The organism is Phreatobacter sp. GW821-FHT04C01, from assembly GCF_059420385.1.
In genome coordinates this window covers 390,311-404,500 of record NZ_JBWKTP010000005.1, presented here as the reverse complement: position 1 = coordinate 404,500, position 14,190 = coordinate 390,311, and the positions used below count along the sequence as shown (strand labels likewise).

The 14,190-nt window shown below is 66.4% G+C and carries 12 protein-coding genes; 10 read left to right on the top strand and 2 right to left on the bottom strand.

Going from position 1 to position 14,190, the window contains the following annotated elements:
- The first annotated feature begins 149 nt into the window (after positions 1 to 149).
- The 7 genes from AC07WJ_RS21245 (at position 150) to AC07WJ_RS21215 (ending at position 8,976) form a co-directional block, all read left to right on the top strand.
- Positions 150 to 1,523 (top strand): L-serine ammonia-lyase, encoded by a 1,374-nt coding sequence (locus AC07WJ_RS21245; protein ID WP_494936634.1) that lies wholly within the window; start codon positions 150 to 152, stop codon positions 1,521 to 1,523.
- A gap of 10 nt (positions 1,524 to 1,533) precedes the next feature.
- Positions 1,534 to 1,962 (top strand): VOC family protein, encoded by a 429-nt coding sequence (locus tag AC07WJ_RS21240; protein ID WP_494936633.1) that lies wholly within the window; start codon positions 1,534 to 1,536, stop codon positions 1,960 to 1,962.
- Between the two features lie 461 nt (positions 1,963 to 2,423).
- Entirely contained in the window at positions 2,424 to 4,031 is a 1,608-nt protein-coding gene (locus AC07WJ_RS21235; RefSeq protein WP_494936632.1) for a phytoene desaturase family protein, read from the top strand.
- 30 nt (positions 4,032 to 4,061) lie between these two features.
- Positions 4,062 to 5,231: a 4-hydroxybutyrate dehydrogenase gene (gene gbd, locus AC07WJ_RS21230; RefSeq protein WP_494936631.1), complete on the top strand. Its 1,170-nt coding sequence runs from the start codon at positions 4,062 to 4,064 to the stop codon at positions 5,229 to 5,231.
- Positions 5,232 to 5,288: 57 nt separating this feature from the next.
- On the top strand, positions 5,289 to 6,404 hold the full coding sequence (locus AC07WJ_RS21225) for an NAD-dependent epimerase/dehydratase family protein (RefSeq protein ID WP_494936630.1): 1,116 nt from the start codon (positions 5,289 to 5,291) through the stop codon (positions 6,402 to 6,404).
- A gap of 408 nt (positions 6,405 to 6,812) precedes the next feature.
- Positions 6,813 to 7,763 carry an ABC transporter substrate-binding protein gene (locus tag AC07WJ_RS21220; protein ID WP_494936829.1) on the top strand — a complete coding sequence of 317 codons (951 nt, stop codon included), beginning with the start codon at positions 6,813 to 6,815 and terminating at the stop codon, positions 7,761 to 7,763.
- 511 nt (positions 7,764 to 8,274) lie between these two features.
- Positions 8,275 to 8,976, top strand: a complete 702-nt coding sequence (locus AC07WJ_RS21215) for a Crp/Fnr family transcriptional regulator (RefSeq protein WP_494936629.1) — start codon at positions 8,275 to 8,277, stop codon at positions 8,974 to 8,976.
- A 190-nt stretch (positions 8,977 to 9,166) separates the two neighbouring features.
- Here the strand turns inward: AC07WJ_RS21215 and AC07WJ_RS21210 are convergent, their stop codons facing one another.
- Entirely contained in the window at positions 9,167 to 9,424 is a 258-nt protein-coding gene (locus AC07WJ_RS21210; RefSeq protein ID WP_494936628.1) for a hypothetical protein, read from the bottom strand.
- A 391-nt stretch (positions 9,425 to 9,815) separates the two neighbouring features.
- On the opposite strand from AC07WJ_RS21210, the gene AC07WJ_RS21205 reads away from it, so the two are divergent.
- Complete coding sequence (locus AC07WJ_RS21205; protein ID WP_494936627.1) at positions 9,816 to 10,673, top strand: protein-L-isoaspartate O-methyltransferase family protein; 858 nt, start codon at positions 9,816 to 9,818, stop codon at positions 10,671 to 10,673.
- A gap of 64 nt (positions 10,674 to 10,737) precedes the next feature.
- Positions 10,738 to 11,991, top strand: coding sequence for a flavin monoamine oxidase family protein (locus AC07WJ_RS21200; protein ID WP_494936626.1), 1,254 nt, complete (start codon positions 10,738 to 10,740; stop codon positions 11,989 to 11,991).
- 24 nt (positions 11,992 to 12,015) lie between these two features.
- Here AC07WJ_RS21200 and AC07WJ_RS21195 read toward each other — a convergent pair whose 3' ends face one another.
- Positions 12,016 to 12,693 (bottom strand): TetR/AcrR family transcriptional regulator, encoded by a 678-nt coding sequence (locus AC07WJ_RS21195; protein WP_494936625.1) that lies wholly within the window; start codon positions 12,691 to 12,693, stop codon positions 12,016 to 12,018.
- Between the two features lie 210 nt (positions 12,694 to 12,903).
- On the opposite strand from AC07WJ_RS21195, the gene AC07WJ_RS21190 reads away from it, so the two are divergent.
- On the top strand, positions 12,904 to 14,088 hold the full coding sequence (locus tag AC07WJ_RS21190; protein WP_494936624.1) for an ABC transporter substrate-binding protein: 1,185 nt from the start codon (positions 12,904 to 12,906) through the stop codon (positions 14,086 to 14,088).
- Positions 14,089 to 14,190: the final 102 nt, after the last annotated feature.

The window sequence follows — 14,190 nt, the reverse complement described above, 5'->3', positions numbered from 1 at the left end:
CGGTCATGGCCGAGGTTGCGGCGGCGCGGGAATCGGGGCGGTGCAGGTCGATAACAGGCGCTCCGTCGCGACCCCTGTCCGGCAATTGCCGGGCGCGGGGCGCGACGAGCGCGCCTGACGGTTTTCATATTCAGACAGCGGGCGGCACGATGATCGGCGTCTTCGAGTTGTTCAAGATCGGCATCGGTCCGTCATCCTCGCACACGGTCGGGCCGATGAAGGCGGCCGCCGCCTTCGCGGCGTCCGTCGCGGGCGCCGGCCTGCTGCCGCGTGTCGCACGTGTCCGCGCCGACCTGTTCGGCTCGCTCGCCTGGACCGGCAAGGGCCACGGCACCGACAAGGCGGTCATCCTGGGGCTGGCGGGCGAGGCGCCCGATACCATCGATCCCGACGCCGCCGAGAGCATCGTGGCGGGTGTTCGCGACCGGCATGAGCTGCGTTTCGCCGGCCGCCGGGCGATCCGCTTCGATGCCGCCGACGACATCGTCTTCGACGGCGTCAGCGCCACGCCGTCTCATCCCAACACGCTCGCCTTCACCGTACTGGACGGCGCGGGCGTGGTGCTGGCGAGCGAACGCTGGTGCTCGGTCGGCGGCGGCTTCGTCCTGCGCGAGGAGGCGATCGGCGAGCCCCAGGTCGAAACCGGCGGGCCGGTTCCCTATCCCTTCCGTTCCGGCCGCGACCTGCTGGCCATGGGCGCCGCCGCCGGCCTGACGATCGCCGACATGGTCATGGCCAATGAGGTGAGCCGGCGTCCGGCGACGGATGTCGAGGCCCATCTCGACCGGGTCGCCAGCGTCATGATGGCCTGTATCGATCGCGGCATGGTCACCGAGGGCGAATTGCCCGGTGGCCTGCATGTCCGCCGCCGGGCGCCGGCGCTGAAACGCAAGCTCGATGCCGCCGCCGGTTCCAATACGCGCGCGCCGCACGAGGTGATGGACTGGCTCAGTCTCTATGCCATTGCCGTCAACGAGGAGAATGCCGCCGGCAGCCGGGTCGTCACCGCGCCGACCAATGGTGCGGCCGGCATCGTGCCGGCGGCGCTGCGCTATTACCGCGACCATTGCCGGGGCGCCGATGCCGAGGGTATCAGGCGCTTCCTCCTGACCGCTTCGGCGATCGGCGCGCTGTTCAAGATGAACGCCTCGATTTCGGGTGCCGAGGTCGGCTGCCAGGGCGAGGTGGGCGTCGCCTGTTCCATGGCCGCGGCCGGCCTGGCGGCGGTGCTCGGCGGCACGAACGAGCAGGTCGAGAACGCCGCCGAGATCGGCATGGAGCACCATCTCGGCATGACCTGCGATCCGATCGGCGGCCTGGTCCAGGTGCCTTGCATCGAGCGCAACGCCTTCGGCACGGTCAATGCCATCAATGCCGCGTCCCTCGCCCTGCAGGGCGACGGCACCCATGTCGTCTCGCTCGACAAGGTCATCGCCACCATGCGCGAGACCGGCCGCGACATGCAGTCGAAATACAAGGAGACCTCGCTCGGAGGCCTCGCCGTCAATCTCGCCGAATGCTGAAGGCACCGCCATGAGCAGGATCCGTCTCGCCGACATCTGTCTGGCGGTCGAGAATCTCGATCGCGCGATAACCTTCTATCGCGACACACTGGGCTTCCCTCTGTCCGTGGACGGCCCGACTTTCGCGAAGTTCGATGCCGGGGCTATCTCGCTCGCACTCTGGCAATGCGATGCCATGATCGCGCAGACGGCGTTGAGCGGCGTGTCGCTGTCCACCAGCGCCCGCAACTTCGCCGGCCTCTTGATGGATTCGCCCGACGAGGTGGATCGTCTCCACGGTCGCCTTTCGGCTGGTGGCGTCGCCTTCGATGCGCCCCCGCGCGACTTCCCGTGGGGTGCCCGCTGCTGCTTTTTCCGTGATCCCGACGGGCATCTGTGGGAAATCTACGCCTGGGTGGCGGCTCCAACTTCCGCGCCGAAAGGCTCAGCCGCCGATTGAGGCATCGGACAATTCGCGGCGTGCAACCAACTGGTTGATCCCTCCCGATTGCGGGCGGATGTCGGCAGTGATCCGCCTCGACGCGTTTACGAAGGCCGCGGCCCCGGCGCCGTCGTCAAGTGTGTCGATCTTGCCGGGCTTTCGGCGTCGGCGAAGCATGGCCGCCGCCGCGCCTTGCCGCTGGCCGCCACCCGCATGATCCGGGCGTGCCAGGCCTGCTCCCGCTTTTCCTGAGATTGTCGAAGATCGCTCGCAGGCGCGCATGGCCGGTCGGGCTCAGGCGATCGGCAAGGTCGGCGCGCAGGCCGCGACCTTCGCCGCCGGAAAAGTCGAGGGGAATCCAGTGGCTCACGTCAACGTCAGTTTCACAATCAACCAACCATCTAGTTGACGTGCAGATTCGCCGATGTTAGCTTTTTCCTCAAGGGCTGAATGCTCACACGACTTCGGGGGAGGGTTGCATGACCACGGTCTACGATGGCATCATACTTGGCGGAGGCCATAACAGCCTCATCCTGCAGGCCTATCTCGCCAAGGCCGGTCTCGATGTCCTGACCGTCGAGCGCCGCGTGGTCGTCGGTGGCGGGGCCAGCACGATGGAAGACCCGAGCTTCCCCGGCTTCCTGCACAATACCCACGCCTTCTTTCAGCGCGCCATCACGGCGATGCCTTGGTACGCCGATCTCGAACTCGAGCGCCACGGCGCGGTCTATATCGAGCCGGAGCTGAATGTCGTTCTCCTGACGAAGGACGGCCGCGCCCTGGAGTGGTGGACCGACTTCCGCAAGACCGTCGAGTCCTTCGCGCAGTTCAGCAAGCGCGACGCCGAGACGCTGGTGCGATGGCACGAAGAATTCGTGCCGGTCGTGCAGAACATCCTGGCATGGGAGGGCAGGTCTCCGCCGCTGCCGCCGGATGAACGCGTGGCCTTGCTTCAGCGTAGCGCGGCCGGACGCCGGCTCCTGGAGGTCAGCGCGCTGTCGCCGCTCGAATTCGTTCATCGGGAATTTGAAAGCCCGGTGATCCAGGCCGGCCTGCTCTTTTTCAATGGCCTTCGCGAAGTCGACCTGCGCGTGCGCGGCTTCGGGCATCATATCGCGGCTTTGCTGGCGAGCCCGTCGAAGGCGCAGATGTCGCGCGGCGGCACTGCGGCACTGGCCCGTGCGCTCGAAGGCGCGGTCCGCGAGGCGGGCGGAAAGATCCGCGTCCTGACCGAACCCAGGAAGATCATCGTCGAGGGGGGCAAGGCCGTCGGCATTGAAACCCAGGGCGGTGAGGTCATCCGCGCCCGGCATTTCGTCGCCTCCGCGCTCAATCCCCATCAGACGTTCCTGGATCTGCTCGATCCCATGGTGCTGCCGAGCGGGTTTCGCGAGCAGGCCGAGCAGTTTCAGTACAATCTGATCGCGCCGCTGTTCGCGTTGAACCTCAATCTGCGCGAAGCGCCACGCTACGCCCTTGCCGCCGAGCGACCGGAACTCGACCGCGCCTTCATGGTGATCATGGGGCTCGACCATGTCGACCAGTACCCGGACATCGTCCGGCATCACGAGGCCGGCACCATGCCGCCCACGGTCATGTGGGGGGCCTGTCCCACGGTGTTCGACCCGAGCCAGGCACCCGAAGGCAAGCACACGGCCTTCATGTGGGAAAAGCTGCCCTATCGCCTCAACGGCGATGCAAGCAACTGGGACCGGGTGCGCAATGACCACGGCCGCGACATGCTCGGCCTTTGGACCCGTCACGCGCCCAATCTCGCCGATGCCGTGATGGGGTCGTTCACGCGGTCGCCGCTCGATGTCGAGCGCTGCCTGCCGAACATGCGCGAGGGCGACCTGCTCATCGGCGCCTTCACCAAGGGGCAGATCGGTTATGACCGTCCGTTCCGCGGTGCGGGACACTATCGCGGCCATCTCCCTGGACTTTATCTCTGCGGCTCGAGCAGCCATCCCGGCGGCAATATTACCGGCCTGCCCGGGTACAATGCCGCCCAGGTCATTCTCGCCGACCTCAATATCAAGGCGGACTGGGCGCCGCCCTCGATGGCCGACCGGCTGTCCGCGCTCTGACACTGTCCGGCGACCGGCGAGGGTCACGTCATGACGATCATCTCCTATCTGACCACGGTCCGTTTCGAGAATGGAGCCTTGCTGGAGCTGGGCCATCAGCTGCGGACGCTTGGCGTGTCCCGTCCGCTGATCGCCACCGACCGGGGCATCATGCGCGCGGGGCTGATGGACCGCCTCGCCGAGGTTCTGGGCGTCGTCCCGGACGAGCGCCTCTATGCGGATACGCCGCCCAACCCGACCGAAGCCGCCGTCGACATGGCGGCGCGGCAATACCGTGAGGGGGGATGCGACGGAATCGTTGCGTTCGGTGGCGGATCACCGATCGACCTTGCGAAGGCCGTCGCTCTGAAGGCAACGCATGGCGGCGACCTGATCGGCTATGCGGCCTTCACGGGAGGCAGTGACCGCATCACCTCCGCGGCAGCACCGGTCATCGCCGTGCCGACCACGTCGGGAACCGGCAGCGAGGTTGGCCGGGCAGCCGTGATCGTGATGAATGACGGCCACAAGCGCGCGGTCATCAGTCCTCATCTGATTCCGAAACTGGCCCTCTGTGATCCGCTCCTGACCCTTGGACTGCCGCGGGGCATGACCGCCGGCTCCGGCATGGATGCCATCGCCCATTGCGTCGAAACCTTCCTCTCGCCGCGGATCAACCCGCCGGCCGATGCCATCGCGCTCGACGGCCTGGCCCGTGCCAGCGCCTGGATCGACAAGGCTTGCGACGACGGCGCGAATGTCGAGGCGCGCTGGCAGATGATGATGGCCTCGCTGGAGGGCGGCCTCGCCTTTCAAAAGGGGCTTGGCGCGGTGCATGCGCTCAGCCATTCGCTCGGGACGCTGCGGTCTCCGGTGCTGCACCACGGCACGCTCAACGCGGTGCTGCTGCCGCCGGTGCTGCGCTTCAACGCGCCGAGCGTCGGTGACAAGTACGGCCGCATGCGCCGGGCGCTCGGCCTCGCCGCCGACGCAGATCTCGCGCAATGGTTCGCCGCACTGACCCGTCGCCTGGGCCTGCCGACGACCTTGCGGGCGATGGGCGTGAGCCACGCCATCCTGCCGAGGATGGCCAGCATGGCCGCCGATGATGTCAGCGCGCAGACCAACCCGCGCCCGGCGCGCGAAGACGACTACCTGGCCATGCTCACGGCCGTCTTCGATGCCGATGTCGAGACCAATGAAAGCCCCATGCAGGGATGACCGCCGAGGATATCCGCCTGCGATCGATGTGACGTCGGTGACGTGGAGAAACAGCGAATGACCACCCAGAAATCAGAAACCCCGGGGGCGGCATCGGCTCCGTCGGAACGCGGCCAGGAGAGCCGGCGCGACGCGCCGGCCTCGCGACCGGACGGCCGGCCGGTGCGCTTCGACGACGTCGAAATGCTGGACGAATTTCTGTCGCGTCCGTCAGCCGGCCTGATCGCCGATCTTCAGGCGGTGGATGGCGACATCATGATCATTGGGGTTGCAGGCAAGATGGGGCCGACGCTGGCGCGAATGGCCAAGCGGGCGGTGCCGGATCGCCGCGTCATCGGCGTCGCGCGCTTCAGCGATCCGGAAAGCAAGCGCTATCTCGAGAGGCACGCTATCGAGACGATCTCCGCGGACCTGCTCAAGCGCGAGGACATCGCGGCGCTGCCCAAGGTCAAGAACATCGTCTTCATGGCGGGCCGCAAATTCGGATCGGCCGGCGGCGAGGATCTGACCTGGGCCATGAACGCCTATGTCCCGGGCATGGTCGCGGACCATTTCGCGGGCAGCCGTTGCGTCGTGTTTTCAACGATCTGCGTCTATCCGTTTGCACCCGTCCTGAATGGCGGTTCGCGCGAGACCGACGAGCTCGGCCCTCCAGGCGAATATGCCATGTCATGCGTCGGGCGTGAGCGCGTCTTCCGGCATTTCTCGCAACAGCATCAGTCGCCGGGCTCGATCATTCGTCTGAGCTACGCGATCGACATGCGCTATGGCGTGCTGCACGACATCGGATCGAAGGTGCTCCGTGGCGAGCCGATCGATCTCTCGATGGGCCATGTCAACGTGATCTGGCAGGGCGACGCCTGCAGTCAATCCTTGCGCACGCTGCGGCACGGACAGGTGCCTTGCGTTCCCTTCAACATCACCGGTCCCGAGACGCTGAGCATTCGCGCCTTGGCGCTGGCGTTCGGACGCCGCTTCGACAAGGCGCCGATACTGCGTCAAGAGGAGGCGCCGACCGCCTGGGTTGCCGATACCAGCCTCGCGGAAGGGCTGTTCGGCTATCCGGAGGTACCGGTCGACGCGATGATCGACTGGACGGCGGACTGGCTGGCGCGCGGCATGGGAACCCTCGGCAAGGCGACCCATTTCGAGGTGCGGACAGGGACCTATTAGCCCTGACGCCGGAACGTCGGCGGATTGGCGCGAAAGGGTCGGGACTGAGCGGCATGGGGGGGGCGCTGACCGGCATGCCGCATGACGACAGGCAAAGCCTTGGACGCGAATGCCGGGCGCATCGGGGGCGATACCCCCGTTGCGGATTGACGCACTGGCAACTGCGCCCTGGCCAAGCCGCGATTTTGTCATGACAATGCGGGTGGTCGCCTGAATGGCAGCCGGCTGCGGCCATGACGACGGCCGGGCCGGGCATGCCGAAATGGGCCATGGCCGAGGCGGCGATGATGAGGGTCGGGATGCCGTCGATCCGCTGACGATGCGATGACAGAGAGGAATGCAATGACAAAAATGCTTCATGGCGTGACGCGCCGGACCGTGCTCGGCGGCCTGGCCGGGGCCGGCCTGATGCTGCCGCACCGCGCGAGCGCGGCCGAAAAGATCAATCTGGTGCTCAACTGGACGCCGACCGCCGATCACGCGCCCTATTATTACGCCAAAGCGCAGGGCTGGTACGCCGAGGCCGGCATCGATCTCGTCATCGAGACCGGCCGGGGCTCGGGGGCGGCCGCCCAGCGGGTTGCCGCGGGCAGCTCGGAAATCGGTATTGCCGACATGGCGACGGCGCTGCTCGCCAAGAGCCGCGGCAGCAAGCTCACCGCGGTCATGGTGGTCTATGCCAATTCGCCGCAAGGCTTCTACTGGCTGAAGTCGAGCGGCATTACCGGCGCCAAGGATTTTCCGGGACGCTCGATCGGCAATCCGCCGGGCGACGCCTCGCGGCTGATGTGGCCGGCCTTCGCCAAGAAGGTCGGCATCGATCCGGCCTCGGTGCGCTTCGTCAATGTCAGTCCGCAGGCCAAGATCCAGGCGCTGCGCGGCAAGACCATCGACATCACCTCGGATTTCTACAATGAGCACGACCTGAAGCTGCGCGAGTTCGGCGCCGATCTAGGCTTCCTCGCCTGGCGCGATATCGGCCTCAACCCCTATGGCAATTCGGTCATCGTCAATGACGATTTCCTGGCGGCCAAGAAGGATGTGGTGCGCAATTTCGTCCGCGTCTCTCAGCGCGCCTTCGCCGCTTGCATCGCCGATATCGGGCCGGGCCTGAAGGCGCTTCTGGCCTCCGTCTCCGGCCTCGACGAGGCCAACCAGCGTGACCAGTGGAAGCGAATCCTGGAGCTGATGCGCGACCCGACGACCACCCAGGTGGCGCTCGGCGCGTTCAACCAGGACCGGATCAAGGACGATTACGAACTCGTGCGGGCCTATTTCGAGGATGTCCGGCCGCTCGACCCGGCCAAGGCCGCGACCAACGAGTTCCTCGACACCAACATCAAGTTCGCCGGCGCCTGAGCGCCGCGCCGGCCGGAGGCTCGGCCGACGTCCGGCCGCGCAACGCAAAGGTCGCCCGCCTTGCCGGCGGGCGACCCCAGGCGCGTTCGCGGCCAATCCGCCTTGGATGCAGGTGCTGCGACCCGGGACGGAGCTTTGCCGCATCTTGTTTCAGCTTGACCGCGGGCACGTCACGATGTCGCGAAACATGCGGCGCGGCCGCTCAAAAAGACCGGCTTGAAACAAAATGCTGCGGTTTCGGGCCGGTGTCGATGCCGCGGATGTGATCGTCGTCGCCTGTGGGCCGTCATTCGCTGGTCGTCCAGGGGGGTGGCGGAGCGGCCCGGCACTGCCTAAGTGAGAGCCGCGAACGACCGGATAGGCGTGGTCCCATCGTTCGAAGGCAGCCTGCCGGATTAGTCCGGTGGGTCTGGTTGCGGCTGTTGGGGCGTCCGGCTCGGTTTGGTCATCGCAAGCGATGGCTCGGCTCTGGATATCCAGCGGTTGCTGGCAGGATATCGGGGACCGTGCAATGCGGATCAATTTCGTCAACATACGCCAAATCCTTCAACAGAACTCGTGGTTTCAGGCCTGCCCGCCGGGTTTGCAGGACAGCCTGATCGAGCATTCCCAGATCGTCGAGATTGCCGACGGCGCTTATCTCGCCCGTCGCGGTGAACCGGCCACCGGCCTCTTTTGCCTCGTCGACGGCCGGCTGCTGATCGGCGGCGGCGGCGAGGGCACCAAGGAAGCTATCCTGGCGATCATCGAGGCGCCTTACTGGTTCGGCGAGATGGAGTTGTTCGACGAAGGCCTGCGCACCCATGACGCACGGGCAGAAGGGCCGGCAACCGTCATCCAGATCCCCCAGGAAGCCATCAAGTCCATCCTGGAGCGTGAGCCACGCTACTGGCGCGACATGGGCCTGCTGACGGCCCTGAAGACGCGCGTGGCCTTCAAGGCCATCGAGGACTCCAAGTCGGGGTCGAGCCTCACCCGCGTCGCGCGGCGTATCCTGGCGATCTTCGAAGGCCATGGCTTCCGCCCGACGGACCAGCGTGCGCTTCTCACCGCGTCGCAGGAGCAACTGGCGTTGATGCTCGGCCTGTCGCGCCAGACGGTCAACCAGCTTCTCGGCAAGCTGGAGAAGCAGGACGCGATCCGCCGCCGTTATGGCGGTATCGAAGTCCTTGATGCCGCCAAGCTCAGCCAAATCGGCGGTCAGGGCTCCTGACCACGGCCGGCGCGGCCGCCGAGCCTTGCCCTGGGCGAAGCTGATCGAGGCAAGCCTCGATCAGCGCGCGATACGGCATTCCGCGCCAGCGCGCTTCGAAACGCTCTCCGAAAAAGAGAAAGCCGCCCGTAGGCGGCTTTCGTTGCGTGCTGCCGGTGCTGGCGGCGGAAGGGCCGGCGCCGCGCGATCCTCAGTTCGATCCGGGGATCGAGCCGCCGTTCTGCACGCAGGAGAAATACAGAGCGTTCTTGTTGTATTCGAGTGTCGTGCTGGTGTCGCTGCCGGGCAGGCGGCGCTGAACCGCCTCGTGGCATTGCCGCTGCACGCCGACGTCGGCGCGCCGTGACGACGTGGCCGACTGGGCCTCGGCGCCGCGTGCGAACATGAGCGTGGCGGCGACGGCCAGGGACGCGGCGACGACCGAGGACTTGCGGATCTGGTGAGCCATTTGCTCCCTCCTGTTGCTAAGGACAGGAGAGAAATCAGCAATGACTGTCGTCGAGTCAATAATTAAGCTTCAGATTTTCCGTGTAACACACAACAATCACGAGTTTGTGATAAGTATTGAATTTGACAATGTCGGACATTTTACAGTTAAAGATTTGAACTGTCGGCCTCTAGACATTTAGCATGCGAATTTGTGCATTCTGTCATGAGCTTTGCGACTGCATGTGGGCGCGAGTCGCCGCGGTCCGGTTGGTCGCAATGTCATCTGGCGGCGACGCATGGCTGCACCGATAGCGCCTGCCGTCCGGACACCGCGCTATGTGACCGCGTGCCTGTCACGAAGAAGTCGCGCATGATCGCCTACCCGATGATCAGCAAGAGACGAGGCGATCGTGAGCCGTGCACGTGCGAGCCTGGACGAGATCCGGAAATTCCATGCCCGGCTGATGGCCGTGGCGAGCCACTCTGCCGACCCGCGGCTCGAGCGCATCTTCGAGTTCGTGCCGCGTGAAGCCTTCGTCCCGGCCGGTCCGTGGCAGATCATGGTCGGCAGTCGCTATATCGTAACGCCGAGCGCCGACCCGGCCTACCTCTACCAGAACGCCCTCGTGGCTTTGGACGCCGCGAAGGGGATCAACAACGGCGAGCCCTTCCTGCACGCCGCCTGGATCGGCGCCGTGGCGCCCCAGGGCGGCGACGTCATCTGCCACATTGGCGCTGGAACCGGCTATTACACCGCGATCCTGTCGATGCTGGCCCTGCCCGGCGGCAAGGTGGAGGCTTTCGAGATCGATCCGGACCTCGCTTCGAGGGCAACACGCAATCTCGAGCCGTTCGAGGCCGTCTCCGTCACGACGGGCGATGCGACGAGGCGCGCGATCCCCGCCTCCGATATCATCTATGTCAATGCCGGTGTCGCCGCGCCGCCGCTTGCCTGGTTCCAGGCGCTGCGCCCTCATGGCCGGATGATCTTTCCCTGGCGACCGTCCCAGAGCGTGGCGCTGGCCGTGATCGTCAGGCGTATCGGAAGCGCCTTCGCCGTCGAGCCCTTGATGCCGGCCTGGTTCATTCCCTGTGTCGGGGCATCAAGTGCGGAGGCATGCAGCAAGGTGCCCGACAGCGCGGCAGCCTGGTCGACCCGGTCCGCCTGGCTGACCGCCGAGCGGGCGCCCGATGAAACGGCCACGGCGATCTATCCGCATGTCTGGTTTTCGTCCGCGCCCGTGCCGCGCCCGGCTGCGCCGCAATGACAACCTCGCTATCTATCCAGGGCAGGCCGCTCCCTTGGCCGGCCCGATATGCAAGAGCAGCAGAATGTCCATGCGATCCGATTACGACGTGGTGATCATTGGCGCCGGCGCGGCCGGCCTGGCAGCTGCTGTCAGGCTGGCGGCGGCGCCGCTCGCAGTGCTGGTCGTCGAGGCCCGGGACCGCATCGGCGGGCGCGCCGAGACGGTGCGACTGGTGCCGGCACCGGATGCCGGCTTCCCGGTCGATCTCGGCTGCGGCTGGCTGCATTCGGCCGATATCAATCCGCTGGTACCGATGATCGAAGGCCTGGGGTTCGAGCTCGACCGGACGCCGGCGGCCTGGCAGCGGCAGTCCGGCGAGCAGCATTTTTCGGTGGCCGACCAGCAGCTGTTCGCCGAGGCCTTCGATGCCTTCGAGATGCGCATCGATGCGGCCGCGCGGACCGGAATAGACCGGCCGGCCGCCGATCTCTTCGAACCGGGCAATCGCTGGAACCCGCTGATGAATGCGGTCAGTTCCTATTACAACGGCGCCGAATTCGAGCATGTCTCGGTGCTCGACTACACCACCTATCAGGACACCGAGGTGAATTATCGGGTGCGCGCGGGCTATGGCGCCGCGATCGCGGCGCTCGGCGCGGCGGTGACGGTCGAGCCCGGCTGCGCGGTGCAGCACATCGACCATAGCCGCAGGCCGATCCGGTTGAGCACGGCCAAGGGCGAGATCGACACCCGGACGGTCATCGTCACCGTGCCGACGCCGCACCTTGCCGAGCAGCGGATCCGGTTCTCGCCGGCGCTCGACGGCAAGGCCGAAGCCGCCGGGCACCTGCCGCTCGGGCTTGCCGATAAGGCCTTCTTTGCCCTCGCCGAACCCGAGTCCGTGGCCGAAGGCAGCCATTTCTTCGGCCGCACCGACCGGGCTGAGACGGCGAGTTTCCACGTCCGGCCCTATGGCCGTCCCTTCATCGAGGCCTTTGTCGGCGGTCGCCATGCCCGGGCGCTGGAGGCCGCCGGAGACGGCGCGATCACCGCCTTCGCGCTCGACGAACTGAAGGCGCTGATGGGCGGCGATTTCGTCAAGCGCCTGACGCCGATCGCCGAGACCGGATGGCTGCGTGATCCCTGGGCGCTCGGCGCCTATTCCCATGCCCTGCCGATGCATGCCGGCGCGCGCGCCGTGCTGGCCGCGCCGACCGAGGGGCGGCTGTTCTGGGCCGGCGAGGCGACCCATCCGACGGCCTTCTCGACCGCCCACGGGGCCTGGGCCTCCGGGCTGCGCGCGGCGGAGGAGGTCCTGGCCGCGCTGCGGCCTTGATCGGGGTAAGCCTGACGGCGCCGGTCAGGGCGTGGGAAGGGGACGAGGGGCTACGCCGTCGGCGGCGGCCTTTCGAAAGATCGCCAGGATCGACGAAATGATCTCGTCGGCGCTCAGCGCCCCCGATCCGGAATACCATTGCGGCGCCCAGTTGATCGCTCCGAACAAGGCGAAGCTGAACATGCGCGCGTCATCGACCTGGATGCTGCCGTCCTTGCGGCCGTCGTCGACGATGCGGCGCACCCGCGTCTCGAACTCCTTCTTGAGCTGACGCAGCTTCTTGCGTGATTCCGGGCTCAGCGAGCGGTCGCTGACGACGGCCAGGCAGATGCCGAAATCGGTCAGGATGATCCGCCCATAGATGCGGCAGAATCGCTCCAGGCGTTCGATCGCCGGCAAGGTGGTGTCGCTGTCCTCCGACAGGGCCTGGTCCAGATCGGCCAGCGCCTGGCTGGTGATCTGGAACAGAATGTCTTCCTTGCTGTCGATGTAATAATAGATCGTCGGCTTGGTGACCTTCAGCGCCGCCGCGATATGGTCGATCGTCGCCTTGTGAAAGCCGAGATCGGTGAAGATGCGCGCCGCCGTCACCAGGATCAGCCGGCGCTTCTTGTCATGCTGTTCCTGGCGAAGATCTGCGCTGCGCCAAAGAACGGCCTTGTCGCCTGCCGTCTCCGTGGCTGTTCGTCTCGCTCCCCCCATGGGATGTCGGCTCCTTCTTGTCCGGTCGCGATCCTACCGCGCGACCTTCTGCCGCATAATGCGACATCGGGCCAGCGTGGCGCGGCTGGTCCTGCCGTCGGTATCGGCCAACCGGCCGATTGACTCCTACTCGAGAGTAATCTTAGACCTACCGGCAAGTAAAAGACACGTCCAGCCCTTGCATGGCCGGACCAGCTCGGGAGGCCAGAAATGGACCGTCGTCACTTCATGCGGAACGCCGCGATCGCGGCTTTGTCGACCGGCGTGCCGGCGACGGCGGCCTATGCCGCCGAGCCGGCGGACTTCCATATCGCCGGCATCCTGGCATTTTCCGGCGCCTATGGCATCATCGGCAAGGACATGCGCCAGGGCGTCGAGCTGGCCATCGCCGATCGCGGCGGCAAGGTGCTCGGCAAGCCTATCCGCGTCTCCTGGGAAGACGACGAGACCAAGCCGCAGCCGGCGGTGCAGAAGGCGACCCGGCTGCTCGCCGGCGGCGCGCAGATGATCTTCGGCGCGGTCGGTTCGGCCTCGACGCTGGCGCTGCAGAGCCTCGCCGATCAGCGCAAGGTGCCCTTGCTCGTCACCATCTCCGCCGACGACAAGATCACCCGCGTCAACGGCTCGCGCTACACCTTCCGCACCTCCAACACGCTCGGCATGGAAATCCGCATGTCGCTCGAATTCGCCAAGGTGAGGGGGCTCAAGAAGATCTACGGCGTCGCCGCCGACTATCAGGCGACGCGTGACGGCTGGACCATGTTCCAGACCGAGGCGGAGAAGCTGGGCATCGCCATTGTCGGCATCGATTTCGCGCCGCTGGGCAATCGCGACTTTTCGGTCATCGTCGACAAGATGGCCAAGTCCGACGCCGACGGCATCGCGGTCTTCGTCACCGGCAATGACGCGGTGACCTTCCTCAAGCAGTCCGGCCAGGTCGGTCTCGGCCGGACCAAGGTGCAGTTCGGCCCGGTGCTGCAGGACGAGACGCTGGCCGCCGCCGTCGGCCCCGCCGCCGTCGGTGTCTATTCCGGCGTGCGCTACCATTTCAGCTACGACTCGCCGGCCAACAAGACCTTCGTCGCGGCCTATCGCGCCAAATATGGCGAGTTCCCCTCGAGCTTCGCCGGTGAGGCCTATGACGGCATCAGCTGGTGGCTGGACGTCGTGGAAGCCACCAAGTCCTGGGACCGCGAGCGCTGGGTCGATGCCTTCGCCACCAGCACCCGCGAGAATTCGCTGGAAGGCCGGAAGACCATGCGCGCCTGCGACCACCAGGCCGCCCAGGTCGGGCTCTGGGGCGTCGTCACCGAGGGCCAGGCGCCGTTGCCGCCGCTGACCATGAAGATCACCAATGTCTTCGAGCCGGCGAACCTGTTCGACGCCTGCTCGTGATCCCGCGACGCGGAGCGGCCTTGGCCGCTCCGCTCGTCCCGAGGCCGGTCGGCGGCTCGTCCGCCGCGCGTCTCCTGGCCGTGCGTCGGGGCCTCGACATGT